We start from the raw sequence: 26,137 nt of genomic DNA, 5'->3' as shown, positions 1-26,137 counted from the left end.
GTCTAAGCGCTAAGGCACAGGCTCCGCCAACGCGGTTCGTTAACAAAAGAAAATTTCACTATTCAATCAGGATTGCTATATTCGCTTAAAAATATCCCAAAAAATTACGGCTAATTATCTCTAAAACTAAGAATCGAAAGCTAAAAGCTTCTCAGTTAACCATGATGATAGAAGACGACGAACTCCGAGATTTATTCAAAATTGCCAGCGAAGAACATTTGCAGAAACTTGATGATGGGTTGCTGCATTTAGAAAAGTACCCCAACGACGAAGCTCGACTAGAAGAATTATTGCGGGAAGCCCACAGTCTCAAAGGTGATGCTCGAATGCTGGGCGTGCGCGATGTGGAAACTCTCACCCATCAGCTGGAACATATTTTGGGAGGTGTCAAACGTGGCGAGACACAACTGGTATCTGCAATATGCGATCGCCTCTATCAAGGCTTAGATGCCATTCGCAAACTGGTCTGCGAAGCCGTCACCGGGGAACCCACAGGTATCAACACCTTTCTCGTCCTCGCCCACATGATGGGAGCTGAATTTACAACTCCAGCGAATCAGAATAATCAGAATTATTTAGACCAAGAAGGCGTTCAGCCAGAACATGAGGAAGCAGTTCAGCCAGAACATGAGGAAGCAATTGAGCAAGAAACCCTTTCCCCGGATATAACTTCCGAACTGCCCGAAACATCCGCCAACATAGAAGTATTACAGACAACATTTCTCCAAACACCCGCATCCCTCACACCAGTGGAGGTGGGTGTCAAACCTGCCCCTGATGCTCCCAACAGTAAGGACAGTCCACCCAACTTTTCGCACAACGGCTCTCAACACCCAAACTCCCCCCCCGTTGCCCTCGGCGAACCCTACCGCATTGAAACGATTCGCGTCGAAACCCGCAATCTTGATGCATTGCTGACCCAAGCAGGCGAACTCACCGTTACCAAAATCCGCATTGCCCATCGACTCGCTGAAATTGAGGAAATCGTGACGCTATGGGAGGAGTCGAGCCGTCTAAGCGTGCAGAAAACTTCAGCCCTGAGCCTACACAAAGAAAAGATAACAGGTGACAGGCAAGCGGTAAGTTTCACTGCTTCCCCTCAGAACGGGCGGAGAGACCCCATCTCTACAGCGCCGTTGGGGGGACACTCCTACAGTATGAACGGGGGAAGCCAGCCTCTACAGGACTTCGATGAGCGCCTGGGAGTTCTGATCAACCAGTTAAGAGATGCCATCTATGAAGATACCGCCAGACTGGACACCATTGCCGGTGACTTGGAAGAAGGCATTCGCACTCTCCGCCTGTTGCCCCTATCCACCATTTTTCAGTTATTTCCCCGGATGGTACGGGATTTAGCCAGACAGCAAAATAAAGAAGTCAATCTGGTCATTGAAGGCGGCGAAACCAAAGCGGACAAGCGCATCTTGGAAGAAATGAAAGACCCCTTGATGCATATCCTTCGCAACTGCGTCGATCATGGTATTGAGACACCAGCAGAGCGGGAAGCGCAGGGAAAGCCGCGTACCGCTACTATTCAGATCAAAAGCTACCAAACTGCCACAAATATTGCGATCGCCATTAAGGATGATGGGCAAGGATTAGACATCGAAAAGATTAAGCAGACAGCTCTCAAACGCGGACTCTGCCGGGAAGAAGAACTTGCAGCCATGACACCGGCTCAAATTCACTCGTTGATTTTTGCCCCTGGTTTCTCAACGCGGACTTTTGTGACCGAGGTTTCAGGCAGAGGCGTAGGGTTAGACGTGGTTCGCACCAATGTAGAACGTCTCAAAGGCAGCATTGAGGTTGAATCAACACCTGGAAAAGGCTGCACGCTTCGGCTCTGTTTAGGCACGACCCTGGCAACCGCGCCGGTACTGATTGTGGAAGTGAGCGGAAAAGCTTACGCCCTTCCAGTGGAGTTTGTGCAAACAATGCGGTTGATTTCCCAGAATCAAATTTTTACGATTGAAGGCAGAGAAACCATCGTTGTGAATGGACACCCGGTTTCCGTCGCGCGACTGGCAGATTTGCTGGAATTTCCAGTCGCCAGTAGCAACGGACAACGAACGACTTCTACCGATTTAGAACAACTGCCCTGCATTATTTTGAAAGTGGGAGATGACCAACTGGGACTATTCGTTGATGGCTGGGTAGATCAACAGGATGTGGTACTCAAATCTCAAAGTAAATTACTTAAGCGAGTTCGCAATGTAGTTGGCGCAACTATCCTCGGTACCGGGGAAGTTTGCATGATTCTAAATCCTTCAGATTTAATTAAATCTGTGCGAAAACGAAACCCGCTTGGAAAATCGTTTGCACCCATTACAGAAGAGACCAGAAAACCCGTAATCTTGTTGACAGAAGATTCCATTGCCATTCGCACTCAAGAAAAACGCATTCTGGAAGGTGCGGGTTATGAAGTGGTAACAGCAGTGGACGGATTGGACGGTTTCAACAAACTTAAAACTCGTTCTTTTGATGCAGTGATTTCCGATGTGCAAATGCCGAATTTGGACGGTCTGGGTTTTGCTGCAAAGATTCGCCAGAATAAGGAATATAATGAAATTCCAATCATTCTGGTGACATCTCTGGCTTCAGATGAAGATAAACGCAGAGGTGCAGAAGCTGGTGCGAATGCTTACATTACCAAAGGCACTTTTAACCAAGAAATATTATTAGAAACCTTAAGAAGACTTGTGTAGTTAATCGCTAATCGCTAATGGCTTTTGAATAATTAGCAATTAGCAATGAACAAAATGCCAATTCGAGTTTTATTAGTAGACGATTCTGCGATTGCAATGGCAGTGCTGAAACGGATTCTGTCATCCTCACCAGAAATTGAAGTGGTGGGAATGGCTCAAACGGGTCGGGAAGCATTGGCATTGATTCCTTCTTGTTCGCCACAGGTGATTTGCACAGACCTACATATGCCACAGATGGACGGTCTGGAATTTATCTCTGAGGTTATGGCAACTTATCCTCGTCCGATTCTGGTGATTAGCACTTCGGTACAGGAAGAGGATAAGCAAAATGTTTTCCGGCTTTTAGAGGCGGGGGCAGTGGATATTTTTCCCAAGCCTCGTGGTGGTGCGGGATCGGATTATGAGTTAGTAAAACAGGAGTTAATCGGCAAGATTAAAATCCTGTCTGGCGTGAGTGTCTTTACCCAGTATCGGAAGAAGCCAGTTTTGGATTTTAAATTTTCGACGATAAATTCCCCATCTAAAATCCCCCATCAAAAATCCAAAATCGTGGCAATTGGCGCGTCTACTGGAGGGCCGCAAGCTTTATACAACATTCTTATCCATCTGCCAGCGAATTTCCCCCTCCCAGTGATTTGTATTCAACACATCAGCGAGGGGTTTTTGCAGGGAATGGTGGATTGGTTAGGGTTGGAATGTCGTTTGCCCGTCAAAATTGCCCGTGCTGGGGAAATACCAAAAGCGGGAACGATTTATTTTCCACCGGAACGGCTGCATTTAGAATTGGATACTCAAGGCAGATTTTGTCATTCTGCCGCCCCGCCAGTGGGGGGACATCGCCCCTCTGTCACGGTTACTTTTAAGTCGGTGGCGAGTTTCTACGGTCAAGGAGCGGTGGGGATATTGTTGACTGGGATGGGTAGAGACGGTGCGGAAGGGATGGAAGCGATCGCTCGTGCCGGTGGCATTACCATTGCCCAAGATGAGAAAAGCTGTGTGGTGTTTGGAATGCCAAAAGAAGCGATCGCCCTCGGTGCAGCACAGTATGTTTTGCCCGTCACCGAGATCGCGCCCATGTTACTCGCCAAAATCAGGGGTGGCGATTAGTTATTTAATCGGTAATTGGGCGGACAAAAATTTTAAGTGATGAGTTTTGAATTAAAAAACTCATCACTTAAAACTCACTACTTGACAAACGGGGTTAGGTTGTAATCGCCGTTTTCAAACTCCGGCAAAACTCAGCGATCGCATCGAGTCCCTGTTCGGGTGTTCCTTCTGCCAAACGTTTCACCAAGGCACTCCCGACAATTGCAGCATCTGCCCCCCAGTCTTTCACCTGACGGGCGTGTTCTGGCTCGGAGATGCCAAACCCAATGCCAATGGGCTTATCCGTAACGCTTCGGATCTGCTTGAGGATATCTTGCACCCGCGAGTCCAGTCCAGAGCGCATTCCCGTTACGCCAGTGACACTCACCAAGTAAATGAATCCCTGAGACTGACGCGCGATCGCTTCTATTCGCTCTGGAGAACTGGTAGGCGCGACCAATAAAATTACATCAATTCCCATACTGGCAGCAGTTTCCAGCAGGTTGGAAGACTCCTCCAATGGCAAATCTGGCACGACCAATCCCCGCACCCCAGCATTCGCAATCTGCTTGAAGAACGTTTCAATGCCTCGGTTTAGAATCGGGTTGTAGTAGGTAAATAGGACGATAGGCGATCGCACCTCTTTGCTAACCCCGGATACCATCTCTATTACCTGTTCCAAGCGGGTTCCCCGTTGCAAGGCGCGAGTCGCGGCAGCTTGAATCGTAGGTCCATCTGCCAACGGATCTGAATAGGGAACGCCCAGTTCAATCATGTCAGCACCGGCGGCATCAAGAACTTTTAACGCCTTAGCCGTGGTCTCCAGATCCGGATCTCCCGCTGTGATAAAGGGAATTAAGGCACATTCAGAGCGACGCGCGAGAGACTCAAAGCACTCGGAAATTGAAGTCATTTGTCAAAAATCAGTGGTCAGTGGTCAGTGGCACTTCGGGCGTTAGCAATTCACGGATCAGCAGTCAGGGGCAAACAAGAAACTACAGGCTCTTATACGGGCACAGCATTACCGTGCCCCTACACACCTGACCGCTAACGGCTATCAGCTATTTTTTTAATTTGTTTTCCCGTTCGATTTCAGCTTGCAGCTGAGCCAGTTCTTCTGGCGTCAATTCTTCCAGTCGCTTTTGTAAAACGGCTTCTTCATAGTCTTTGAGCTGCTGGTTATAGGTCATCCGTTTCGTTCCGACTCGGAACAGGTAGGTCAGCAGCCAGCCAACCAACCCGCCCACTAGGAAAACTTGACTCCAAATCCCCGCTTCCAGGCTATCTAGCCCAGCCACCAGCAACAGCAAATACACAATTCCACCGGCGGCAAAGACGCCGATGCCAATTCCAATGATGTCAATTCGTCGCATTTAGCGCTTACCCAACGACAAACTTTAACTCTGAACTTGCCGCCGCTTGGGTCGAAAATTCAAAAATGGGCTGAGGAGCAACAAACCTGGGAAGAAAAAGAAAACCAGGAAATACATGAAACTCCGTTCAAAGGAGCTAGCCACATACCAACGCTGTTGCAGGTAGGCATACAGGGCGAAGGGAATCACTACCAGGTAGGCTCCACTCAAAACTAGATACAATATCGCAACCATCATAATTTTTTCTGGCGGTAGAAGAACGAGCGCGAGTACCGGCGTCCCGGCGCGGACATCAACACAAAAAGTCTCCCAACAGAGAACTATCCGTTTAGACACCCGACGAACTGTCCATATTTTACCGTTTGCTGGAATCAGCCGCTTAATTAGTGAGACTACTAAAGGAATAGTTGCATAAAGTCCCCATTTAATGGTGCAATAGACAATGAAGTTAGTTTTGTAGAAGATACGTAACGACACTTCTCCCCATCGGGGGGGCATGGCGGAATGGCAGACGCTACGGACTTAGAAAACTGAGCCTTGATGGAGAAATCTGTCAAGTGACGGCTCTCAAATTCAGGGAAACCTAAATCTGGCAACAGACATGGCAATCCTGAGCCAAGCCAAAGCCAGTGCTTGAAGATTGAGGACTGAGGACTGAGTGAATTTAAAACTCAAAACTCAAAAACCAAACTTCAAAACTCTTTGGAAGGTGCAGAGACTCGACGGGAGCTACCCTAACGTCAAGCCGAGGGTAAAGGGAGAGTCCAATTCTCAAAGTCGTAAAAGACAGTAGCGAAAGCTGCGAGAGAATGAAAATCCGTTGACCGTAAAAGGTCGTGAGGGTTCAAGTCCCTCTGCCCCCATTTCAATTCAAGCCAAAATCAATGCTATCTCCAGATCGGCAATCCGTTGCTGTCTGAGAGATAGCATTATGGTGAGATAGGCATTTTACTGGTATTTTCGCTTATTGCTAGCTCAATACCGTTTATAGCGTTTCTTAAGTTGAGTGGAAGATATCGCGGCTCTACGTTTTAACCGCGCCCATTAAGTAGGGGCTTTTTAATTGCCATGCCCCTACGGATATATTCCACACAACCCTTGAATTGCGATGGTAAAGACCCAGGACAAAATCTTGGCAACCCTAGGGTAATTTTTTAGATTTACCAAGATTTTCCAAAGCAGCAACCAGCTTCACGTTTGGTTGATTCTTTTCATCTGGTTCAAGCGAACGGGCATCTATGAAAGTCTCTCTATCTCTGGATTTCTCTTCAGACTTTCGAGTGACCGATTGCTTACCTGTAACCGTATTTAGCCTTGCCTTAGTTTCTGCCGAGCCAATCCGAATTTGAATTTGGGGGCCGGAGCTGGCGAGGCGAATAATCATCCCATCGACCACCGGCACTTGGTCGATGCGTTTTCCATCGAGATAGGTGCCGTTGGCACCTAAACTAACAACTTCCCAATCGGAACCACTACGCCGAATCTCGACGTGGTGTCGAGAAACAACCGCACTGTAAAGAATGACATCATTCTCGGTTGACCGTCCAATCCGAATTACTACTGATTCGGGTTCAAAAGTCCAATTCTGAACTGGTATAGATTGGATAGGATGCAGCAGGGTCAGGGTAATCACCGATGTTACATATTCTAAAGATTTCCGTCTCTAGGCTTGGGACTCGTAACACTGTCAACTGACGTGACTTCCTCCATTCAATGAATTGAAATGAATCCCCCAATGACTGGAGTCAGACCGCGAATGGGTAGAACGTGGGCAGATGGAATTGTAAACCCTTTTGACCTCGTTCCACCTGGGTTTCGCGTTTTTAGTTCCAAGGCACCCACGGGTGTTACCAATGGCATCGTATCATGAGGGGGTCAAGTCGGTGTATCCCCCGAATTGATTCGCCGGGATTCCCAATTTCTCCCATCACAGGTTTATATAACTGTGGAATTTACATAAACCTGAGTCCGATGCCGAATTGTTTCCCTCAAGCCTATCACTTAAAAAAACAGTCTGCAATTGCCATGACCCCTCACCCCAAGAGGCGATGCAGCAGGCTTTTCAGGCTTTGCGATCGCATCGAACAGCCTCTGGGATTAAGAGAGTTGGAACAAGAAGGTCATCTTGTCGCCTTTGCCTAGGCCAATGCGATCGCCGGTTCTTAAACGGTGCCGATTGCCGCTAGGCAGGGGGTTATGGTTAATGTAGGTGCCATTCGCACTCCCAACGTCTTCTATGTAGAAGGCGTCTCCCTCCACACGGATATCCGCATGAATCCGAGAAACAATCTCGGAATTGGGGAATCCTGAAACATCAATATCAGGTGGAATCTGGTCGTTTGGCTTGCCGATGTGAATCACCGACAGTTGTGCTGGCAATTCAATCATCGTATCCGTTTGGACGTGCAGCAAACGGGCATTCTGCTGCTGTAGCTGCGTTTTTGAGCTACCAGAAGTTGCTGCGGACGAGGGTGGAGTGCTGCTAGAAGCCGCCGGGGGGGTAACGCTTGCTTGCTCCTGTGCGGGTGGCTGACTGACCACTGTAGCTGGAACGGGTGCCACCGGAGCGGGTACATCCGGGCTAGAGCTGGGCATTGATGATTGAGGGCTAGCCACTAAAGGATCGGGTGCCACCAGCGGATCGGGTGCCATTAAGTCCGGTACGCCGGGGAACGGGTCTAGTCCTGTCGATGCCCCTACCTCACCTGGACTGCTCGGTCGCAGGTTAGAACCACACTGACCGCAGAAGGTAGCGTCGGTTTGGACGGGTGCGCCACAGTTGGGACAAGCGGTGGTGGCGGGTAAGGGGGTGTAGCAAGCCTCACACTGGGCTGCTCCATCAGGATTTTGGTGATTGCAATTCGGGCAGACAATCATAAAACCTCCTTGCAGGCTGTATCCCTCCTAGAGATGGGAGTGGAAGGTGGAAATTCAAATATAGTCTGAATGGCGAGGCGTCTTAACTTTTTAGTTTAAGACCGGCTAGTTCAAGACCGGCTTAATTCAAGACCGGCAGCCTCATCAAAAAGCCACCAAAGTTCGCCTTGGGGCTGGATTAACCGACTGGGATAGGTTTGGTCGTCAGCGGTAGGAGCAAAAACCTGAGCGAGAGCAGGTCGTTTACTCGCACCGGCAACCACAAATATGACACACCGAGCATGGTTAATTAGGGGTGCCGTGAAGGTGATCCGGGGTTGCCCATCTTTGTTGCCGACGGTAATCAGGCGATCGCGTACATTCAATGCTTCTGTGTGGGGAAACAGAGAAGCTGTGTGTCCGTCGTCTCCTATCCCTAACAAAATGAGATCGAACGCTGGAAATTCACCGGGTTGAACTTGAAAAAACTCCCTGATATGTTGTTCGTGCTTATCCGCTGCAACAGATGGATCGGCTTCATCGGTTGGCATGGGGTGGATGTTGGCGGCTGGGATATTTACTTTATCCAGCCATGCACTCCGCGCCATCCCTTGGTTACTATCGGGATGGTCTGGCGGCACGTAGCGTTCGTCGCCCCAAAATATGTGAATTTTATCCCAAGGCAGATTTTGGGTCGCGATCGCTTCATACAGCGGCTTGGGGGTGCTGCCACCGGACAAGGCGATAGTACAGAGCGATCGCTGTTCGATTGCGGCGTGAATTTGCTCAACGCACACTTGGAGCGATCGCTCAATCAGCGCCGTTTTATCTGGTAAGACTTCAACGATTTTGTTCATCTATAGGGATGAATTGATGATTTCCAGCTCTACCATACCGAAAATCTTACAGTTTCTTCTTCTTAGTACCCATTAATATATGTGTCTGGAACAATTTATTCGCTGTTCTCACACAGGAAGCGTTAAGTTGGACTAGCCGTAGCACCCGGAAATCCTTATCGTGGTTGATTAATATAGATTACTTTTAGCGCTGGGGGAATCCTTCAAGATGGGACGAATTTTTATTTCAGCCGGTCATGGTGCTGGAGAGCCAGGAGGGCAAGCAGGTGGCACCACAGAGGCTCAAGAGATGATTCTGCTGCGCGACCAGATTGTACCCGAACTGCGATCGCGGGGTTTTGAAGTTCTTTCTGTCCCAGACGATCAGAACTCAACGCAGTCGATTTCCTGGATCAACGCCCGCTCTCGGAGCGGCGACGTGGCGCTAGAAATCCATGCCGATGCCTATTCTAACCCGGCGACTCGTGGCGCTACGGTCTTCTACATTTCCAGCAACGAGGAACGCAAGCAGAATGCCGAACTGCTACTTTTGGCGCTGTTGCGCCGCGTTCCCCAACTGCCCAGCCGGGGAGTCAAGCCAGACACTGCCACTGGCGTTGGACGTTTGAGCTTCTGCCGCGACACTTTTATTCCCTCCCTGCTGATGGAAGTTGGCTATCTCACTAACCCAGATGACCGATTCTTAATTCAGAATCGCCGCCGCGACATCGCGCTAGGAATTGCAGACGGATTGGCATCTTGGAGCCGAGGCGGTACTCCCACCCCCGATCCTGGCACTTCCCCCACCTATCCTTCCATCAATATCAACATTAATAACCAGGTCTATGGGGAGAAGGGTGTTCTCATCAATAGCAACGCCTACATCCCTATTGACCTAGTGGACAGGCTCGCAATTGACTTGACAAATAACACCTCAGTCCGCCGCGTGTCCTACCGAGGTGTCGTCTATGTCAAAGCCATTGAACTTCGACCTTTTAATATCTCGGTTGGTTGGGATAGCGCCACCCGCACCCTGTCTTTGCGCTCCATTTTACCCATCTGTCCCGGTCAACTAGATCGGATTATGGGATATGGAAATACCTCTGAGGTACAGATGATTATGTTCCTCAAAGCCAATAACGAGAACGCCCTCGCCCAGTTTCCCGACTTACCCAAACTTTACCGGGAAGAAGCCACAATTGAGGGCGTCAACTATGACATTGCCTTCTGTCAAATGTGTGTAGAAACCGGCTTTTTGCGCTTTGGGGGTGACATTAAGCCCAGCCAAAATAATTTTGCCGCTTTGGGATCGATCGGCGGAGCTTCTGAGAGTGCGACCTTCCCCAGCGCCAGAATAGGCGTCCGCGCCCATATCCAACACTTGAAAGCTTACGCGAGTTTAGAGCCTTTGGTGCAGGAACTGGTCGATCCGCGCTTTCGCTTTGTGACGCGGGGCGTCGCGCCGCTGATTTCTCAGTTGAGCGGACGGTGGGCAGCAGATCCGCAGTACGGGACTAAGATTGAGGCAACTCTCAGAAGGCTGTATGAGTCAGCGGGATTCTTGTAAGGACTGAGTAGGGGAGAGGGGAGAGGGGAGAGGACTGAGGACTGAGGGCTGAGGACTGAGGGCTGAGGAGGGGAGAGGCTCCAGTTCACAAAAAACCCCTAGATAGGGGCGTGAATGAGGAGCTGAGGGCTGAGGTATTAACAAGGGACAGGTATTAACAAGGTATAAGGGAGAGACAACAGAACTCCAGATTCAACACTTTAGCCTTGGGCGCAATAAGTTAACTTCAACTCTCTTACTGTTTCATATCTCGCGTGCTTCTACTCGCCCTCAAACCTCTCCCCCTTCTCAGTCCTCACCCTTAGCCCTCAGCCCTCAGCCCTCAGTCCTCAGTCCTCAGCCCTCTCCCTCTCATCTGATTAGGCGGTTTTGAAAAAGCGGATAATTTCGCGGACGTGGTCGAGAAATTGCCCATCTGCGCTGAGTTGAGCGATCGCATTTTTCGCTTCTCTGGATAAGCGCTCGTGATCGGCTTGGTTTGTGGCTCGCAGTTCTTCGATTGTGGTATTCACGCGGGCTAATTCTTTGCGAGTTTCATCGCCTGACCGCTGTTGAGTGGCGACAAAAGAATATGGATCTTCAGGATTCATTTGCGCTTCTAATTGCCTGACGGCATACTCTAAATTATCAAAGCGGCTACGCAGTTCCCAAATATCTTGGCGGGGATACTGAAATTCTTGGCGAATCATCGACAACCGGGCGGCTAAATATTCGTAGGTTCGCACGGCGGGACGCAAAGCCGTTAATAGTAAAGCGGCACCGGAACTGACGTATCCAACGGCACTGATGCCGGTTACAGCTAGCGTATAAAGACCGGCAGCAGAGAGAAAATGGAGCGCGATCGCTACCCAAAATGACCGATTTGCGAGCGCTTTGGCATACTTAACTTGTTTCTCATCAATCGCAATTCCCTTTTCGGTTGACAGTGCTGCTTCTGCGATGACTTCTTTCGCGTCAAAGTGGATATTCCACGGAACTGTCACAATCACCAGCAGCCACCAAAAACTCGCCGCACCAATTACCCAATCGATAAAATTACCTGCTGGTACATTTAAGCCTTGCACTACACCAAAAGCGACCAGCACTAAAACCACTAATCCCACGCTGAAACCAATAAAGTTGAAATACATCTCAGTCATCTCTGCCTGAAGGAATTGCCTCAATCGTGGCTGGAGATAGCTGCGGTAATAGAGCGGTTTGTGATAGTTTGGCAACTTTCACATGAGTTGGATTTTTTAACCGCGAAGACGCAAAGAACGCGAAGGAAAGAAAATGAAGGATGAGATTGGTGAATTTGTGAAGTTTCAAGTAAATAAGCGGGACCGATTCGATGCCCTTTGTCGAGTTTTTTATGAGATTAAGAAAGACAAAGATGCAAATTTATGGCGCGATGACAAAGATTGGCTGACCTTTTTTGATGATGAAGCATTATCCCATTTTTGGTGGCCTACTGAAGACGAACGGGTTGAACATTACCGTCGCTGGTTTGCCACTCCTGTGGAACAGAGGTGGACTGACCCTAGCCTAGGAACTCCGTGGGATTTTGAGTCTATGATTTATGCCTTCAAAGATGGTGAGTACCAACTAACTGCCTGTCGGATGATTTCTGCGGATAAAGCTAGGCTTGAATTTTACTCTTACGCCTAGCCCTATGGCAGTACAGGCTGTATGGAAGCGTTAATTGAAGCATTTGGTTTTTTTGTTATTGCAGAAAACGATGGGACCGGATAAACAGAAATTTATTAAATATTGATGGCTCAAAATCAGTTTATTGAATCAACCAAGTGCGCCAAGTCGGTTCAGTGTTTGTGCTAGTAGATTGAGGGATTGCCAGACGCCATGTTTTACCTTCGATTTGGCGTTGCAAGTAGATATCAAAGTGGTTTTGTTGTTGAGTTACCTGATGGTTAGGACGTTGCAGGGTAAAGTTGTAGGTGCCTTGGATGTGGTAGGCAGGTAACTTTTGAATCAACAAAGGTTCCTCGTGAGTCACTCGTATTTGAGCGATTTCAAAGCTAGAGGGTTGCTGGAATAACTGCTGACTCAGCTGCTTTTGGGTTTGGCTGACTTGAAGCGCGATCGCTTTCTGTACCAGTTGACCACCTGGTGCGGGTACACCAATGCCGCAAGCTGTCAGCAGTCCCAGCAAAATCACTGTCAAAATAATTCGCAGCATGGCGTTTAACTTCTCCTCTATTTCCTACGTATCACAACCAGAACGATAGGATAGGCTGTGTGCGTTCTTCGAGTTCTAAATCCATCATGTCAAAAAAGGCCCTAGGGTTAGATGACCAGCTTTACGATTACCTACTTTCTTCATCCTTGCGAGAACCAGAGATTCTTCGCCGTCTGCGGGAAGAAACGGCAAATCATCCCTACGCCAGGATGCAGATTTCCCCAGAACAAGGGCAATTTATGGCGCTGTTGGTTCAGCTAATTGGGGCAAAGAAAACCCTGGAAGTGGGCGTATTTACTGGCTACAGTTCTTTGTGCGTGGCTTTGGCACTTCCCCCAGACGGCAAGATTATTGCTTGCGATGTCAGTGAAGAGTTTACCTCGGTAGCGCGGCGCTATTGGCAGGAAGCTGGGGTGGCGGACAAGATCGATCTGCGAATCGCACCGGCGCTGGAAACACTGGATCGGCTATTGGCACAGGGGGAGGCACAAACGTTTGATTTTGCGTTCATCGATGCTGATAAGAGTAATTATGACGGGTATTATGAGCGATCGCTCCAGCTGGTGCGTCCCGGTGGTTTAATTGCCATCGATAATGTCTTGTGGAGTGGACGAGTTGCCGCTCCTCAAGATCGGGATAACAGTACCCAGAATATCCGAGCTTTGAACGAAAAATTGCACCGCGACGAACGAGTTTCTATCAGTCTCGTCCCCATAGCAGATGGATTGACCTTAGCGGTTAAGCGATAAGGAAATCGAAGATACTTCGCAAAAAGAACGCTTATGACAGATGAGAAACTGACTCCCCAAAATGAGCAAGCTAATCTAGATAACTCTACTCTGAAACCGGAAGAGGACGATAAACCTAAGCTGCTAGTCGAAGGTCAAAACGAAAATATCACCACTCCTCCTCCCGATATTGCAGAAGAACACGCCGCTGTTGCTCGTGCGACTCTAGATTTGACGATGGGAATTGAAGACGATTCATAACCGCCAGAAATAAATTTAGTTGGAGTGAGAGGGAGCGCTCTCTTCCACCAAAAACCCCCAGCATTAGCTAGGGGTTGTGCAATACGTTGAGAATATTTTCCTGGTGTGTTACTCTTTTTGTTTCGCTTTAAAAGCGCTTCCCCAGAAAATCTAGCTGGAAGATAAAAGTCCCCGGATTCCAATGTTTTGCTTTTCTTTAAAACATTGACTTATTGTTCCCGTGGTATCTTGTTTCAATCCATCCCAGCATATCAACTTCACATCCAAAAATTGCAGAGCTACCGCTGAAAGGATCGTAAGCTTCCCACCAGATATTTCCAAAGCGGTCGGACTTCTTCCAAACTTTTATCTCTGGCTCTTGAGTCAAGAATTTAACTAAATGCTGCCAAACACTATTTAGAATAGAAGATACTTTAATCTCCTGAACAGGCTTCTGTTCCTTTTGGGTGTAAATAGTTTCTAATCTTTTTTTATCAAAACAATTCTCAGAAGTTTCCATAATAAATTTCTCCCGCTTCAAAATAGAATAAATTTCAGATTGTGCTGCAAAAAAGTAAGGTAGACAAACTTATTTGCTTGCAGCAGTTATCAATATTGATTCCGCCGCAACTGATGAAGGTTAATTACAGAGTAAAGTTGAAGATTAGAAGTTTACTTCCTCCAGTAGAATCACCTGAATGGGTGATGTGGAACTAGAGAATAACTTGTAAAATCCCGACTAATTCAACCAATAAATCTAGATTGCACAACCTAAATTCGCTGACAAATTCAATGTAACTTTTGGTTATTTGATAGACAAAGCAATATTTGTATAGCTAGTATGAATAAAATTCATATATAAAAAAGAAGAAATGATTTGACTGCGTTTGCGACAATGCATACACCGCTTGCATAACCGCCATGAATGAAATCAATAAAAGCCGGATGAAGCTTTCCCAGATTCGTGCTTTAGTCGCAGTGGCAGACTACGGCAACTTCAGCGAAGCCGCCTTGCAGTTGGAGGTATCGCAGTCAGCAATCAGTCATGCGATCGCAAGTTTTGAAGAAGAATTGGGAGTCGTCTTGCTGGCTCGCGGGCGTTATGGAGCGCGTCTCACCCCAGTTGGAGAGAGGGTTACGGCTCATGCTCGTAAATTGCTACAGCTTTTGGAAGCAATGGAGAAGGAAGCCAATTTAGAAAAAGGCTTACAGGGTGGAAACGTGCGGGTTGCCTGTTTTCGGAGTGTAGCGACTCATATACTCCCGACAGCGATCGCTCGATTTCGCGCTTGCTTCCCGAATATCACCGTAAGCATCGTTGATGGTGATGACTACTCGCGGGTAGGAGACGCTTTACGTGCAGGTTATGCCGATATTGGCTTTATCTACTTACCTGCTGGTAATGAATTTGAAACTTGGGAAATCTTACGAGATGATTACGTTCTCCTACTCCCGCCTACAACTAATTTAAGTAGTGCCAAAGTTACTTGGAAGCAGTTAGCCACATATCCTTTGATTATTAGTTCCGGCATTCCCTGCAATGAGTGGATTCGCAAATACTTGGTAATCGCAGAATACCCGCTCAACATTGCTTATGAAATCAAAGAAGATTCAACTATCGTCAGCATGGTGGAGCAGGGTTTAGGGGCAGCAATTCTCCCTCGTCTGGCTGCCGAACCTGTACCCACTGGGGTGCGCGTGTGCAGCCTGCCAGCACCTCTAGAGCGAGTAATTGGGGTAGCGGTTCTCGCAAATGCCCTTCATACTCCAGCCGTCTATGCATTTCTAGATGCTATCCGGAATACAGGACGCTTTGCGGCTAAAGCAGCGGTTTAATTGAAGTTAAGGAGAGAGCGCGATCGCAAATCACAAAGGCGCTCTTTTTGTTGGAGATACGGTAATCACTGCACTCTCAGCCACCTTACTGCCAAAAAATTTGGTCAAGATGAAAGTAGACTTACATTAAGGATGAACGCTATGTTTCCGTTTTGGGGTAGTACCTGTTGGGGATCTCAACCAGTTTCCGGTAGAGATTATCAGGAACGCAGACTTCGGTTCCTGAAATGGATGCGAAACGATCTAGAGGCAAGATTGGCGGGACTTAACGCTGCGATCGAAACGATTGAGCGCCAGATGGATCGGGAAAATACAACAATTTAGTCTATCTACTGCCGATCGCAAATTATTGCGGCTTCTGACAAAGTGATAGAACTGGGTTAAAAAGTCCTCTCTTGAGAGCGTCTACTTCTGAAGTAGGCGCTATGTTTTTAGGGGTTAAGCATAGCCTCAAACTTTATTAATTAAGCAATCTCCCTTTCTAAAACTACTGGTGTAATAGTGCGATCGCAATTTTCTGTTCAAGGCACTTCCCCACCAAATCGCTACCGAAGGCTAAATAACACTGCGACACCGCCCAAGGCAACTAAAACGCCTAAAATAGCTCGAAAACTGACAACATCACCCATCCAAACCGCTAGAGGCAAGACAAACAAAGGGCTAGTAGAACTTAGGGTTTGGGCAATTCCTGCGGGGGCGAATTTCAGAGAAATTTGTTGCAACCAGATGCCGAGATAGGTGCTGAAAAAAGCGGTTATGGCAATGACTCCTACAATGCGCCAAGACTGCAACGGTTTAAGCCAGCCGTTGACTTGACGCTGTCCCAGCAACTTCCACAGCAGTAGCACCAGAACCCCTGCCCCCAAGCGCACCAAGGTACTCCACAAGGGGCTGATACTCGATTGGATGAGGGCTGTCCGCGAGAGGACGGCACCTGTTGCCTGTGCTACTGCTGCCAGTAAACCCCAACTAATTCCCCGCATCGTCAGATGCTTGCTTTCAGCGGTGGAATTAGGCACTCGTTCCGTCACCACCCAGACGACGCCCAAAATGGTTAATAAAATGCCGCACCAAGCAGCAGCCGTCAGTTGTTCTTGTAAAAAGACTAGCGCTAACACGGCTGTTAAGGGGGGTGCTAGGGTTTCTAATATCAAGGTACGCCTTGCACCCAGGCAGTTGATGGCTGCAAAATAAGCCGTATCTCCCAATCCAATGCCGAGGACACCACTGAGTAGCAGCAATGTTAGTGCAGTGGGGTTGATTTCAGGTAGTAGCTGTCCTTGCAAAAGTAGGGTGAGGACAAGGAACGCGATCGCAATTATCCCTTTAAACAAATTCAGTTCTAGGGGTGGGATTTGCCGTCCCAAGCGGCTGTAAACCAGCGAAGCGATCGCCCATAAAAAGGCGGCACTGAGTGCCGCCAGTTCTCCTTTAAAATTTGTAATCCAATTAAAAAAATTTGTTAAAAATATCATTCCTGTTTTTTGAATCGGTCATTCTGATGTAAATTTTACCGAAGGGCATACTCCTCAGTTCAGGCTGCACACTTCTTCTGGCGGATATTTCTCGCTTATCAAACATTGTATAAATTTACTTAAGCCGGATGCCAAAGATGTTAGCAATGTAACCATACTATTCTTTAACAATTGGTAGGATTCAGCAAGAAAGAGAATTTTGAGGAGACTGCGATGAACTATACCTTTGAAATTTTAGGGGTATCTCCCATTCTTTATTTCTTTAACCATCAACAGGAAATTATTCAAACAGATCCACACAGAGCCGAATACCTAGGAAGTCCTAAATGCACGCTGGATGCTTTTCTGGAATCCGTCGAAGCGGTTCCACCCAAGCGAGGCTGGAATTTAGAAGAGATTCTGCATACGATGGTAGACTTTTGGCTGAATAATTCTGAAAATATCCAATATTGGAATAAGCGTCTTAAGGATGCTGGCAAAGAGAATTTGTTAGTCGCCAGAGTTGCCGATATAAAGGCATTACAGGCGGAGTTTGACTCCTTATTAAGTCAAAATTTTTAATTGATTCAGCATCATCTCACCTAGACGTAGGCGCGAGTCGGTATTACTCGCGCTAACTGCTTGCAGCAATGCCAATAAAGGTTGCATCATTAAGGCATTCAGGAGAAACAGCGAAGAAAGCCTAGACGTTACGCGATCGCACTCTAACATGAGAAACGATTGGGCAGCCGCAAAAATGCTACCCCTCTACTATTTCTGCCTCTACTATTTCTGAAAGAATACAAGTGTACTAAACTAGGTTTTACCTAACTGAATACAAGACCTGCGAGCCGAAGTTTTGGGCACAGCCGTCACAAAGAGTTTTGAAATAAGAGCTTTGCAACACGCCTGCATGAAGTTTGCACTACCGTATCAACATCAAAACTACTTTTGTGGTATCAGTGCCATGATTTGCTCCACAAACAGTTGATGATCGACAACTGGTTTAGAAATGTATTCGTCGGCACCACTTTGCTGGAGGAAATTTTCGCGATCGCCTTCCATCGCATTAGCTGTCACCAGAATAATCGGTAGAGCGGCAGTTTGCGGGTTAGCTTTTAATAGTTGGGTAATTTTTATGCCATCAACCGATTTACCCTGGTAAAAACTGTTTGTTAAGGAAACATCCATCAAAATAATGTCAACCTCCCTAGCTTGGGCAATTTGGATTACTTCTTCTACATTTTCAGTATGTTTCACTTGCAAACCGGCTCGCTTTGTCAGGATTTTAGAGAAAACCCGAACATTAATCGGATCGTCTTCTACAATCAAAACGGTTTTCATCGAATTTTTCCCTTCAACAGCGTTTTTTTCTAGGGTCGTCGTCATTGTTTTTTGTTTCAATACGATTATGAAAATTTCTTTGTCACCTTAAAATTTATCGCTTAATTTGCCATCAATTGCAAGATGCAAATTTTTTATTGCTGTTAATAAATAGGAAATAAAACTTATGATAAAAAAACTGAACCGACCTTCGACCGGACGGTTTGTCCCTACAGGATTACACGCAAAGATGCAACCATCATATTTTGAATACGCCATTAAATATGCCATGAGCGCGATCGCCGGACGTGCCTTACCCAACGTCCGCAACCGTTTAAATCCCAGTTTGTGGGATTAATGCCACGTCCCTCATGTCACTTTGCCAGAGTTGTCGGGGGATGCGAGTCACGCGAACTAAAGAAACCATCCACCAGGATTCCTTAAATAATACAAATGTACTAAACTGGTGGCAACAGAAGAGGGCAAAGGCTGAAAGGTAAAAAGCCACAAGAGCGCCTTCACACTCCAAATGGAAGACATTGAATTTTACAACTCAGGGCGGTCAATGCCCGCCCTACCCTTGGAACATAAAAGTATTATTGTGGCAACAATGCCTTGATTTGATCCACAAACAGTTGATGATCGACAACTGGTTTAGAAATATAGGCATCGGCACCACTCTGTTTGAGGAAATTTTCGCGATCGCCCTCCATCGCATGAGCCGTAACCAGGATAATAGGCAAACTAGCAGTTTGCGGGTCAGCCTTCAACATCTGCGTGATTTTTATGCCATCAACCGACTTACCCTGGTAAACACTATGGGCCAGGGAAACATCCATCAAAATAATGTCAGCCTCACCGGATTGGGCAATTTGCATCACCTCTTCCACGTTTTCGGTATGCTTAACTGCCAAACCGCCCCGCTTGCTCAGAATCTTAGAAAAAACCCGAGCATTAATCGGATCGTCTTCTACAATCAAAACGGTTTTCATCGAGTTTTTCCTTTCAATGGCGCTCTTTGGAAGAGTCGTGGTCATAGCTGCGGTTCCATACTACTGTGAAAGGTTCTTTGTCACGTTGCCATTTGTGACGCGATCGGTCATCAACCTCAAGATGCAAAAAAATTTTACGTTTTCAGGAACTAGGGAATAAAACTCATGGCGAAACAACTGAACCTTTTGGCAACCGGACAGATCATCCCCACGCCTTTACACGCGGAGATGCAACGGTCTTACCTTGAATATGCCATGAGTGTGATCGTCGGGCGTGCATTACCCGATGTCCGCGACGGTTTAAAGCCGGTGCATCGGCGGATTTTGTATGCCATGCACGAACTCGGACTGACGCCAGACCGCCCCTACCGCAAGTGTGCGAGGGTGGTTGGGGATGTTTTGGGCAAATATCACCCACATGGCGACCAGGCGGTTTATGACGCCTTAGTGCGTCTGGTGCAAGAATTTTCCAGCCGCTATCCCCTCCTCGGCGGTCATGGTAACTTTGGCTCGGTGGATAATGACCCACCTGCGGCGATGCGTTACACGGAAACGCGACTGGCTGCAATTAGTCATGAAGCGCTTCTGAGTGAAATTGGCGAAGCCACAGTTGATTTCATCGGCAACTTTGACAATTCCCAACAAGAACCAACCGTACTGCCAGCTCAGCTGCCGGTGTTATTACTCAACGGGTGCGCCGGAATTGCCGTCGGCATGGCAACGAATGTGCCGCCGCACAACTTGGGTGAGGTCGTGGATGGTTTAATTGCCCTAATCGATCAACCCGATCTCCCAGACGGGAAGCTATGGAAGCTAGTTCCGGGGCCAGATTTCCCGACGGGGGGCGAAATTGTCGGGACAGAGGGAATTCGGGAAGCTTACAGCACGGGTCGCGGTAGCATCACCGTGCGGGGAGTCGCCCAGATTGAGGAAATTGCGGCAACTCGGGGACGGCACAAGCGGACGGCAATTGTGGTGACGGAATTGCCTTTTCAGGTGAATAAGGCGGGTTGGATTGAGAAGGTAGCGGAACTGGTCAATCAGGGTCGAATCGAAGGCATCGCGGATCTGCGGGATGAAAGCGATCGCGAAGGAATGCGCGTGGTGGTGGAATTGAAACGAGACACCAATCCTCACCATGTCCTCGATCAACTCTATAGACAAACAGCGCTGTGTACCAATTTTGGCGCGATCCTGTTGGCATTGGTAGATGGGCAGCCGCGTCAGCTCACGTTGCGCCAGCTGTTAGAGGAATTTCTCAAGTTCCGAGAACAGACGCTGACGCGGCAATATACCTACGAATTGGGTGAGGCAGAAAGACGCATTCACATTGTGGAAGGGTTGCTGGCATCTTTAGCCGAGTTGGATGCAGTGATTGAAATTCTCCGGAATGCTGCCGATGGCAGCACCGCCAAGTTAAGGCTACAAGAACGGTTGAATATCAGTGAGGTTCAGGCGGATGCTATTTTGTCAATGCCCTTGCGACGCCTCACTGGCTTGGAACGGCAAAACTTACAAGGTGAGTTTAACGAGTTGTCAGAGAGAATTCATCTGTTGCAACTGTTGCTAAGCGATCGCCGCGAACTCCTGAAAGCCTTGAAAAAAGATTTGCGATCGCTCAAACGCAAATTCACCGATCCGCGCCGTAGCAAGATCCTAACTGAAGCGAAAGAATTAAAGACTCAGCCAACAGAGAAAAAACCCGACTCAAAAGACAAAAGTCACAAGTCAGAAGCCAAATCTACTCAAGCCGCACTCCTGACTCCTGAACACTTAGAAGAAGAGGCAGTTTTGGAGTTTACCCAGCGCGGATATGTCCGGCGCATCCCTAAAAATGGAAATAAATCCGCGTCTGGAAAAGGCGATAGCAGCAGTCGTCCAGATGATTTTATCGTCAAAACTCAGGTGACTAGCACCCAAGCCGAGTTAGTCGTACTCAGCAGCGGCGGCAAAGCTTACCCCGTCAAGGTGGGTGAGATTCCGCCAACCGGGAAGCAATCGCGGGGAACGCCGCTAATCGGCTTGCTGTCCAACTCAGCTCAAACTGCGGCAGAAACGATTGTCTCCAACTTTTTTCTGCCTGAAAATCCGCAAAGTGCCGATCTAATTTTGCTTAGCGAACAGGGGAGAATCAAGCGCCTGCCTCTGGTAGAACTGGCTAACCTTACCAGTCGCGGCATCACGCTCATGAAACTGAAAGAAGACGATCGGTTAAAGTACGTCAATCTGGCTAAAACCGGCGAACAGCTCGTTTTGGCGACTGGGGGCGGACGTTTGCTGCGGCTTCAAGTCAACGACGATCATCTACCCTTGATGGGACGCACGACGATGGGGGTGCAGGCAATGCGGCTGCGGCGTTCCGAGCAACTGGTAGGAGCCTTAACGCTGGGGGATGATGAGAATATTTTAATCGTTTCCCAGTTGGGGTATGCCAAACGCCTGCCGATGAGTACAATCCGACTGGCAAATCTTGGCGACCTTGGCACTCAGGCACTGCATTTTACCAGCAAAACAGATGCTTTGGCAGCGATGGTCGCGGCTCCAGCAAAGTCTCAGATCGTCCTTCTGACAAGCGCCCAGCGAGTGGTGCGAATGCCAGTAAATTCAGTGCAGTTGCGAGGGAAAGATGGAACAGGCGATCGCATCCTGGAATTAAACCCGGACGAAAAAATTATTACTGTCGTCCTTTGTTCGTAGTTCGGCGTTCGGGATTTATTGAGAACGATGAATCCCGAACTCAAAGCCATTAATTCTTTTCCGCCACAAGATTCCCTACTGCTTTGGTTCTCCGATTTTCCTAAGAGTTCTGTGCTGCGAGTAAGTGATTGAAAATAGATTCAGTAGTGGGTATTAATAGCCGTGGCACAAGTTGTTATAGAAAACGTTTACAAAAGCTTTTCCGGTCGTCAAGGGGAAGTCGTCGCAGCGATCGCTCCTGAACCTCTGCTGACGCCAGTCGATGAGGGGTCGCTGGTTGTAGATGACAAACCTTCGTCTCCGTCTGGAGCAACAAATGTCTTGCGACGGATTAACCTGACGGTGCAAGATGGCGAGTTTATGGTGTTGGTAGGCCCTTCAGGCTGTGGCAAAAGTACCCTGTTGCGGCTGATTGCGGGACTGGAAGAATTAACGGGGGGCAATATCCGGGTGGGGGACACTCTCGTGAACGATTTGCCGCCAAAGGAACGAGACATCGCAATGGTGTTTCAAAATTATGCCCTCTATCCCCACATGACGGTGTATGACAACATTGCCTTTGGACTGCGGCGCACGGGGCACAAAGGCGCGGGGAAGCAGGAAAATGGGGGCGCAGAGGAGGGGAATGCTTCACTCAGTCCACAGTCCTCTTTGCCCATCTGGGCGGAAAATCTGTTGGTGGAAATGACGCGATCGCTTCCCAAGCATCTTCGCTACATACCCGAACGCGAGAAAGCGATTAACGAGCAGGTGCGGACAGTGGCTCAATTGTTGCAAATTGAGCCGCTCCTAAACAGGTTGCCAAAACAACTATCGGGGGGGCAAAAGCAGCGAGTCGCATTGGGACGAGCGATCGCTCGCAATCCTCAAGTATTTTTGATGGATGAACCCCTCTCAAACTTAGATGCCAAACTTCGGGCAGAAACTCGCGCCCAAATTGTTAAATTGCAGCGACAGCTTGGCACGACAACCATTTACGTTACTCACGACCAAACAGAAGCGATGACAATGGGCGATCGCATCGCGGTGATGAATCACGGAAAAATCCAGCAAATCGCTGCACCGTTGGAACTTTACAACCAGCCAGCCAACCGTTTTGTCGCCGAATTCATTGGTTCGCCACCGATGAACTTTTTGCCGGTGCAAGTGAAAGCACCTCTCCTCATTACCCATTCTCAATTTCGGCTCACTCTCCCCGATGTTTGGGCGTCAGCACTGCAAAAATACGATGGGCAATCCCTGACTTTAGGCATCCGTCCCGAACACTTGATCGTTGGCGTTCCTGCCCCCAAAAATCTCCAGGTGCGAGTAGATTTGGTGGAAGCACTAGGCAACGAAACTTATTTATCTGCCACTCTCCTAGAGTCAGCGATCGCATATCCCTTACAGGTACGCATTCCACCAGACAAAGCGGTGCGAATTGGCGATCGCTTGTGGTTATCGCTGATGCCAGAGAAAATTCATTTCTTCGATCCACAGACTGGCATCGCAATTCCCTCGCGTTAGTTGGATTTTTGCGATTTAGCAAGACTTTTTTCGACAATAAGCTGTTGGGTACTATTCGCTCATCTACCACTTACCAAAAGAGCATCTTCCCCCGCTATAGGCATAAACTCAGAAAATAATTTTTACCCCTAACAACCGAACTCATTCAATCCAAAATCCAAAATTCACATAACCCCATGACAACTCTCAACGCCCGCAATTTATCTCTAGATGATGTTCATCGTCTTTTAAACTTTCAGGAGCAGTACAATGGTTCTTTCACACCGTTGTTATCTTTAGAACCTCTAACAGAGTTTGAACAGCAAGAACTATTACAAATTTGGGATGACTTTCGCCACTATTTAACAGCAGGAAAAGTGCTGGAAGGACAGGTAAAGCTTCTTAGCGTTGCTCCGTTACTGCGATTAGCTGGCTTTTACCGCTACCCTATCCACATTAGCTTGGAAGAGGGTATCGCAGATATCAATATCACAGATGAAGACACCATCATTACAGGACGGTTGGATATTTTAGCCGTCAAGAAAACTCACCAGACAACAGCTAACGTATCTTTTTGGGTTTTGGTCATTGAAGCTAAAAACAGTCAGGTTGAAGCTTTCACGGGTCTTCCTCAACTCCTTACCTATGCCCATAAAAGTTTAGAACATCAAACATCCGTTTGGGGACTAACGACAAACGGGCTGCGATATCAATTAGTGTATATTCAGCGGGGAAATCCCCCGACTTATCTGCTAATGCCAGAGTTGAACTTGATTGATTCTGAACGTTTAACCCAATTACTACAAGTTCTCAAAGCTATCTGTAAAGTCATAGGCTAGTCAGTAGTTATCTGAGCTATGGCAGCACGATCGCGTATTCTTTCAATTAACTTTAGAAAGCGGCTTCCATCTTTACACTGGCTGTTTTTGTAAGCTTCCTATCACTTCTAATAGTTCGCTAGGTTTGTCAATCAAAAAATCTGGGTGATGTTTAGCTAAAACTTCTTTTGAATTAAAACCCCAACTAACTGAAATTACTTTTATCCGGCTCTTTCTTGCCGCTTCGATATCTCTTGTTTCATCTCCAACATAAACCATCTCATTAATTTGCATATCTTGTTTTTTAGAAAAACTATTAATTACTTTGTGTTTTCCAAAAATCGTTGGGGCTGAATAAATAAAATCAAATAAGTCTATAAAATCATTCTGCTTCAAAAAAATCGAAACATTTTCCTTGGAATTAGATGTTATAATCCCTAATCGGTACCCCAGATTTTTCAACTCTGTAAAAGTTTCTTTAATACCTGGAAAAGGTTTTAAATCTTGAACCTGATTATGTAATCTTGTTCTAACTTTCCTCAGTAGAAAGGGTAACTTAAAGATAGAAACCCCAGAAAATTTAATAATTTGGCTAGAACTTAAATTTTTAATCTTTTCGATATCTTCTAGACTGACTGGCTGATGCCCGAATTCTACGGCTAAACGATTAGTAATATTCACGACGGCATCAAGGCTATCAGCGATTGTGCCATCGAAATCAAAGATTATGACTTTTACGGTCATTGTTTTGGGTATATCTCAACTTGGGATAAATTTTGTCAAGTGTAGTGCCTACTTGTTCGTCCGATTTCAGGCGTCGGGTGATGCTTTTGCTTCCAAATTTGCCCTAGCATTACGCCGCAACATCTCCGGTTTTATCCGCCGCAGCGCTGAGGCGGGAAACCGACGATCCCACTCTTCATCGGAAATTTCCGCTAATTCGGTTAGAAGGGGAGCTACATTTCCAGAATACGGCTGAAACTCTTCAACATCCGTAGGCTGAGCAAAACGCTGATTCCACGGACAAACATCTTGGCAGATATCGCAACCTGCAACCCAGCCTTGCAGAGGAGATGCAGTCGCTGACGCTTTGTTCCGCTTTGCTAACGGCATCGCTTCGCTTAGCGCATCTGGTAATTTTTCTGCCCGATTCTCAATTGTGTGGTAAGCGATGCACCGATTGGCGTCTACAACAAAGGGCTGGGTAATTGCACCCGTGGGACAAGCATCTATACAACGAGTGCAAGTGCCACAGTGTTCAGTATGGGGCAAGTCAGGCGTTAAGTCGAGGTTGGTCAAGACTTCCCCTAAAAATACCCAAGAACCATACTCGCGCGTAATCAAATTTCCATTCTTGGCAATCCAGCCAATTCCAGCTTGCTGTGCCCAAACTTTATCTTGCACGGGGCCAGTATCAGCATAGTAACGCGCAGAGATGCCCTCGCCCTGCTCTTGCAGCCAAGCGGTGAGTGCTTTCAGCTTTTTATGCAGGATCTTGTGATAATCCCGTCCCCAGCCATAGCGGGAGATTTTGGCGTATTCCTTACCTTCGGGACGCTGGTGAGGCGTGTAATAGTTGAGGGTAACACAAATCAGCGATCGTACTTCTGGCATGACTAGATGGATATCTTGCCGCTTAGGATTCGCCATCCATTCCATGTCCGCCTGATAGCCTTGTGCCAGCCATGCCTGCAACCGCTGTACTTTCACTTCTGCCCCATCTACAGCCGCGATTCCTGCCTTGTGGAATCCCAACTCAAAGGCTTTTTGCTTCACTTCGCGACTACTGATGGGTACTTTCACAAGGTTTGATGGCGATCGCATCTGACTCGAATCATTATAGTTTCTCGGATTTCGGTTTTGCACCTAGCGGTTGAAACCGCAGCAACACAGATGCAAAAGCAGGAAAGTTCTGAACAATCCCTCCAGAAGCGCAGGTGCGAACCTGCTGTTTTGTTTAATACT

28 protein-coding genes are annotated in these 26,137 nt (G+C 47.6%); 13 read left to right on the top strand and 15 right to left on the bottom strand.

The window, feature by feature from the left end:
* Window positions 1-164 precede the first annotated feature (164 nt).
* Together NC997_RS22255 and cheB are read left to right on the top strand one after the other, a co-directional pair.
* Window positions 165-2,705 carry a hybrid sensor histidine kinase/response regulator gene (locus tag NC997_RS22255; protein WP_190525050.1) on the top strand — a complete coding sequence of 847 codons (2,541 nt, stop codon included), beginning with the start codon at window positions 165-167 and terminating at the stop codon, window positions 2,703-2,705.
* A gap of 54 nt (window positions 2,706-2,759) precedes the next feature.
* Window positions 2,760-3,812: a chemotaxis-specific protein-glutamate methyltransferase CheB gene (gene cheB / locus NC997_RS22250; protein ID WP_190413777.1), complete on the top strand. Its 1,053-nt coding sequence runs from the start codon at window positions 2,760-2,762 to the stop codon at window positions 3,810-3,812.
* A 94-nt stretch (window positions 3,813-3,906) separates the two neighbouring features.
* Here the strand turns inward: cheB and trpA are convergent, their stop codons facing one another.
* From trpA to pgl, 6 genes are all read right to left on the bottom strand, one after another.
* Window positions 3,907-4,704 carry a tryptophan synthase subunit alpha gene (gene trpA, locus NC997_RS22245; RefSeq protein ID WP_190525024.1) on the bottom strand — a complete coding sequence of 266 codons (798 nt, stop codon included), beginning with the start codon at window positions 4,702-4,704 and terminating at the stop codon, window positions 3,907-3,909.
* Window positions 4,705-4,852: 148 nt separating this feature from the next.
* Window positions 4,853-5,164 (bottom strand): DUF3007 family protein, encoded by a 312-nt coding sequence (locus tag NC997_RS22240; RefSeq protein WP_190413560.1) that lies wholly within the window; start codon window positions 5,162-5,164, stop codon window positions 4,853-4,855.
* A 24-nt stretch (window positions 5,165-5,188) separates the two neighbouring features.
* Entirely contained in the window at window positions 5,189-5,401 is a 213-nt protein-coding gene (ndhL, locus tag NC997_RS22235) for an NAD(P)H-quinone oxidoreductase subunit L (protein ID WP_190413562.1), read from the bottom strand.
* A 904-nt stretch (window positions 5,402-6,305) separates the two neighbouring features.
* On the bottom strand, window positions 6,306-6,797 hold the full coding sequence (locus NC997_RS22230; protein ID WP_190525022.1) for an FHA domain-containing protein: 492 nt from the start codon (window positions 6,795-6,797) through the stop codon (window positions 6,306-6,308).
* Window positions 6,798-7,261: 464 nt separating this feature from the next.
* Window positions 7,262-8,041, bottom strand: coding sequence for an FHA domain-containing protein (locus tag NC997_RS22225; protein WP_190525021.1), 780 nt, complete (start codon window positions 8,039-8,041; stop codon window positions 7,262-7,264).
* A 110-nt stretch (window positions 8,042-8,151) separates the two neighbouring features.
* The gene (gene pgl / locus NC997_RS22220) at window positions 8,152-8,877 is read right to left on the bottom strand and encodes a 6-phosphogluconolactonase (protein ID WP_190525019.1); all 726 of its coding nucleotides are present in this window, start codon (window positions 8,875-8,877) and stop codon (window positions 8,152-8,154) included.
* 208 nt (window positions 8,878-9,085) lie between these two features.
* On the opposite strand from pgl, the gene NC997_RS22215 reads away from it, so the two are divergent.
* A complete protein-coding gene (locus tag NC997_RS22215) occupies window positions 9,086-10,423 on the top strand; it encodes an N-acetylmuramoyl-L-alanine amidase (protein ID WP_190428696.1) in 1,338 nt (445 codons plus the stop codon).
* 359 nt (window positions 10,424-10,782) lie between these two features.
* Here NC997_RS22215 and NC997_RS22210 read toward each other — a convergent pair whose 3' ends face one another.
* Window positions 10,783-11,553: a hypothetical protein gene (locus NC997_RS22210; RefSeq protein WP_190525048.1), complete on the bottom strand. Its 771-nt coding sequence runs from the start codon at window positions 11,551-11,553 to the stop codon at window positions 10,783-10,785.
* 142 nt (window positions 11,554-11,695) lie between these two features.
* On the opposite strand from NC997_RS22210, the gene NC997_RS22205 reads away from it, so the two are divergent.
* Complete coding sequence (locus tag NC997_RS22205; RefSeq protein WP_199306042.1) at window positions 11,696-12,070, top strand: hypothetical protein; 375 nt, start codon at window positions 11,696-11,698, stop codon at window positions 12,068-12,070.
* Window positions 12,071-12,191: 121 nt separating this feature from the next.
* On the opposite strand, the gene NC997_RS22200 is transcribed toward NC997_RS22205, so the two are convergent.
* A complete protein-coding gene (locus NC997_RS22200) occupies window positions 12,192-12,599 on the bottom strand; it encodes a hypothetical protein (RefSeq protein WP_190525017.1) in 408 nt (135 codons plus the stop codon).
* Between the two features lie 86 nt (window positions 12,600-12,685).
* On the opposite strand from NC997_RS22200, the gene NC997_RS22195 reads away from it, so the two are divergent.
* Together NC997_RS22195 and NC997_RS22190 are read left to right on the top strand one after the other, a co-directional pair.
* Window positions 12,686-13,348 (top strand): class I SAM-dependent methyltransferase, encoded by a 663-nt coding sequence (locus tag NC997_RS22195; protein ID WP_190525015.1) that lies wholly within the window; start codon window positions 12,686-12,688, stop codon window positions 13,346-13,348.
* A gap of 33 nt (window positions 13,349-13,381) precedes the next feature.
* Window positions 13,382-13,588 (top strand): hypothetical protein, encoded by a 207-nt coding sequence (locus tag NC997_RS22190; RefSeq protein WP_190429256.1) that lies wholly within the window; start codon window positions 13,382-13,384, stop codon window positions 13,586-13,588.
* 196 nt (window positions 13,589-13,784) lie between these two features.
* Here the strand turns inward: NC997_RS22190 and NC997_RS22185 are convergent, their stop codons facing one another.
* Window positions 13,785-14,087, bottom strand: a complete 303-nt coding sequence (locus NC997_RS22185; RefSeq protein ID WP_199306041.1) for a hypothetical protein — start codon at window positions 14,085-14,087, stop codon at window positions 13,785-13,787.
* Window positions 14,088-14,488: 401 nt separating this feature from the next.
* On the opposite strand from NC997_RS22185, the gene NC997_RS22180 reads away from it, so the two are divergent.
* Both NC997_RS22180 and NC997_RS22175 read left to right on the top strand, forming a co-directional pair.
* The gene (locus NC997_RS22180; RefSeq protein WP_190525013.1) at window positions 14,489-15,403 is read left to right on the top strand and encodes a LysR family transcriptional regulator; all 915 of its coding nucleotides are present in this window, start codon (window positions 14,489-14,491) and stop codon (window positions 15,401-15,403) included.
* Between the two features lie 141 nt (window positions 15,404-15,544).
* The gene (locus NC997_RS22175) at window positions 15,545-15,727 is read left to right on the top strand and encodes a hypothetical protein (protein WP_190413584.1); all 183 of its coding nucleotides are present in this window, start codon (window positions 15,545-15,547) and stop codon (window positions 15,725-15,727) included.
* 221 nt (window positions 15,728-15,948) lie between these two features.
* On the opposite strand, the gene NC997_RS22170 is transcribed toward NC997_RS22175, so the two are convergent.
* Window positions 15,949-16,878, bottom strand: coding sequence for a DMT family transporter (locus tag NC997_RS22170; protein WP_190525011.1), 930 nt, complete (start codon window positions 16,876-16,878; stop codon window positions 15,949-15,951).
* Between the two features lie 213 nt (window positions 16,879-17,091).
* Here NC997_RS22170 and NC997_RS22165 point away from each other — a divergent pair, with 213 nt between their 5' ends.
* Window positions 17,092-17,439, top strand: coding sequence for a hypothetical protein (locus NC997_RS22165; RefSeq protein ID WP_190525009.1), 348 nt, complete (start codon window positions 17,092-17,094; stop codon window positions 17,437-17,439).
* Here the strand turns inward: NC997_RS22165 and NC997_RS22160 are convergent.
* Window positions 17,422-17,589, bottom strand: coding sequence for a hypothetical protein (locus NC997_RS22160; RefSeq protein ID WP_348257826.1), 168 nt, complete (start codon window positions 17,587-17,589; stop codon window positions 17,422-17,424). The genes NC997_RS22165 and NC997_RS22160 overlap by 18 nt on opposite strands.
* A gap of 213 nt (window positions 17,590-17,802) precedes the next feature.
* Window positions 17,803-18,201, bottom strand: coding sequence for a response regulator (locus tag NC997_RS22155; protein WP_190413779.1), 399 nt, complete (start codon window positions 18,199-18,201; stop codon window positions 17,803-17,805).
* A 166-nt stretch (window positions 18,202-18,367) separates the two neighbouring features.
* On the opposite strand from NC997_RS22155, the gene NC997_RS22150 reads away from it, so the two are divergent.
* Window positions 18,368-18,538, top strand: a complete 171-nt coding sequence (locus NC997_RS22150) for a hypothetical protein (protein ID WP_190525007.1) — start codon at window positions 18,368-18,370, stop codon at window positions 18,536-18,538.
* A gap of 238 nt (window positions 18,539-18,776) precedes the next feature.
* Here the strand turns inward: NC997_RS22150 and NC997_RS22145 are convergent, their stop codons facing one another.
* Window positions 18,777-19,172, bottom strand: a complete 396-nt coding sequence (locus NC997_RS22145; protein WP_190413592.1) for a response regulator — start codon at window positions 19,170-19,172, stop codon at window positions 18,777-18,779.
* Between the two features lie 165 nt (window positions 19,173-19,337).
* On the opposite strand from NC997_RS22145, the gene gyrA reads away from it, so the two are divergent.
* The 3 genes from gyrA to NC997_RS22130 all read left to right on the top strand — a co-directional run bounded on the left by gyrA (window position 19,338) and on the right by NC997_RS22130 (window position 24,193).
* A complete protein-coding gene (gene gyrA, locus NC997_RS22140) occupies window positions 19,338-21,869 on the top strand; it encodes a DNA topoisomerase (ATP-hydrolyzing) subunit A (RefSeq protein ID WP_190525005.1) in 2,532 nt (843 codons plus the stop codon).
* Window positions 21,870-22,031: 162 nt separating this feature from the next.
* On the top strand, window positions 22,032-23,375 hold the full coding sequence (locus NC997_RS22135) for an ATP-binding cassette domain-containing protein (RefSeq protein WP_190413596.1): 1,344 nt from the start codon (window positions 22,032-22,034) through the stop codon (window positions 23,373-23,375).
* A 176-nt stretch (window positions 23,376-23,551) separates the two neighbouring features.
* Entirely contained in the window at window positions 23,552-24,193 is a 642-nt protein-coding gene (locus NC997_RS22130; RefSeq protein WP_190525003.1) for a restriction endonuclease subunit R, read from the top strand.
* Between the two features lie 72 nt (window positions 24,194-24,265).
* Here the strand turns inward: NC997_RS22130 and NC997_RS22125 are convergent, their stop codons facing one another.
* Window positions 24,266-24,916 (bottom strand): HAD-IA family hydrolase, encoded by a 651-nt coding sequence (locus NC997_RS22125; protein WP_190413601.1) that lies wholly within the window; start codon window positions 24,914-24,916, stop codon window positions 24,266-24,268.
* Window positions 24,917-24,982: 66 nt separating this feature from the next.
* The gene (gene queG / locus NC997_RS22120) at window positions 24,983-25,996 is read right to left on the bottom strand and encodes a tRNA epoxyqueuosine(34) reductase QueG (protein WP_190525001.1); all 1,014 of its coding nucleotides are present in this window, start codon (window positions 25,994-25,996) and stop codon (window positions 24,983-24,985) included.
* Window positions 25,997-26,137 lie beyond the last annotated feature (141 nt).

Origin of the sequence: Trichocoleus sp. DQ-A2, from assembly GCF_039961915.1 — a bacterium.
Lineage (GTDB): Bacteria > Cyanobacteriota > Cyanobacteriia > Cyanobacteriales > FACHB-T130 > FACHB-T130.
Note: the sequence above shows the minus strand (reverse complement) of the source record. Positions and strands in the feature narration are given on the sequence as shown.

What these genes read in the sequence shown, in the direction of transcription:
- NC997_RS22255 (WP_190525050.1), top strand. Translation starts at nt 165, where the DNA reads ATGATAGAAGACGACGAACTCCGAGATTTATTCAAAATTGCCAGCGAA.
- cheB (WP_190413777.1), top strand. Translation starts at nt 2,760, where the DNA reads ATGCCAATTCGAGTTTTATTAGTAGACGATTCTGCGATTGCAATGGCA.
- trpA (WP_190525024.1), bottom strand. Translation starts at nt 4,704, where the DNA reads ATGACTTCAATTTCCGAGTGCTTTGAGTCTCTCGCGCGTCGCTCTGAA.
- NC997_RS22240 (WP_190413560.1), bottom strand. Translation starts at nt 5,164, where the DNA reads ATGCGACGAATTGACATCATTGGAATTGGCATCGGCGTCTTTGCCGCC.
- ndhL (WP_190413562.1), bottom strand. Translation starts at nt 5,401, where the DNA reads ATGATGGTTGCGATATTGTATCTAGTTTTGAGTGGAGCCTACCTGGTA.
- NC997_RS22225 (WP_190525021.1), bottom strand. Translation starts at nt 8,041, where the DNA reads ATGATTGTCTGCCCGAATTGCAATCACCAAAATCCTGATGGAGCAGCC.
- pgl (WP_190525019.1), bottom strand. Translation starts at nt 8,877, where the DNA reads ATGAACAAAATCGTTGAAGTCTTACCAGATAAAACGGCGCTGATTGAG.
- NC997_RS22215 (WP_190428696.1), top strand. Translation starts at nt 9,086, where the DNA reads ATGGGACGAATTTTTATTTCAGCCGGTCATGGTGCTGGAGAGCCAGGA.
- NC997_RS22210 (WP_190525048.1), bottom strand. Translation starts at nt 11,553, where the DNA reads ATGTATTTCAACTTTATTGGTTTCAGCGTGGGATTAGTGGTTTTAGTG.
- NC997_RS22205 (WP_199306042.1), top strand. Translation starts at nt 11,696, where the DNA reads ATGAAGGATGAGATTGGTGAATTTGTGAAGTTTCAAGTAAATAAGCGG.
- NC997_RS22200 (WP_190525017.1), bottom strand. Translation starts at nt 12,599, where the DNA reads ATGCTGCGAATTATTTTGACAGTGATTTTGCTGGGACTGCTGACAGCT.
- NC997_RS22195 (WP_190525015.1), top strand. Translation starts at nt 12,686, where the DNA reads ATGTCAAAAAAGGCCCTAGGGTTAGATGACCAGCTTTACGATTACCTA.
- NC997_RS22190 (WP_190429256.1), top strand. Translation starts at nt 13,382, where the DNA reads ATGACAGATGAGAAACTGACTCCCCAAAATGAGCAAGCTAATCTAGAT.
- NC997_RS22185 (WP_199306041.1), bottom strand. Translation starts at nt 14,087, where the DNA reads ATGGAAACTTCTGAGAATTGTTTTGATAAAAAAAGATTAGAAACTATT.
- NC997_RS22180 (WP_190525013.1), top strand. Translation starts at nt 14,489, where the DNA reads ATGAATGAAATCAATAAAAGCCGGATGAAGCTTTCCCAGATTCGTGCT.
- NC997_RS22175 (WP_190413584.1), top strand. Translation starts at nt 15,545, where the DNA reads ATGTTTCCGTTTTGGGGTAGTACCTGTTGGGGATCTCAACCAGTTTCC.
- NC997_RS22170 (WP_190525011.1), bottom strand. Translation starts at nt 16,878, where the DNA reads ATGATATTTTTAACAAATTTTTTTAATTGGATTACAAATTTTAAAGGA.
- NC997_RS22165 (WP_190525009.1), top strand. Translation starts at nt 17,092, where the DNA reads ATGAACTATACCTTTGAAATTTTAGGGGTATCTCCCATTCTTTATTTC.
- NC997_RS22160 (WP_348257826.1), bottom strand. Translation starts at nt 17,589, where the DNA reads ATGTTAGAGTGCGATCGCGTAACGTCTAGGCTTTCTTCGCTGTTTCTC.
- NC997_RS22155 (WP_190413779.1), bottom strand. Translation starts at nt 18,201, where the DNA reads ATGAAAACCGTTTTGATTGTAGAAGACGATCCGATTAATGTTCGGGTT.
- NC997_RS22150 (WP_190525007.1), top strand. Translation starts at nt 18,368, where the DNA reads ATGATAAAAAAACTGAACCGACCTTCGACCGGACGGTTTGTCCCTACA.
- NC997_RS22145 (WP_190413592.1), bottom strand. Translation starts at nt 19,172, where the DNA reads ATGAAAACCGTTTTGATTGTAGAAGACGATCCGATTAATGCTCGGGTT.
- gyrA (WP_190525005.1), top strand. Translation starts at nt 19,338, where the DNA reads ATGGCGAAACAACTGAACCTTTTGGCAACCGGACAGATCATCCCCACG.
- NC997_RS22130 (WP_190525003.1), top strand. Translation starts at nt 23,552, where the DNA reads ATGACAACTCTCAACGCCCGCAATTTATCTCTAGATGATGTTCATCGT.
- NC997_RS22125 (WP_190413601.1), bottom strand. Translation starts at nt 24,916, where the DNA reads ATGACCGTAAAAGTCATAATCTTTGATTTCGATGGCACAATCGCTGAT.
- queG (WP_190525001.1), bottom strand. Translation starts at nt 25,996, where the DNA reads ATGCGATCGCCATCAAACCTTGTGAAAGTACCCATCAGTAGTCGCGAA.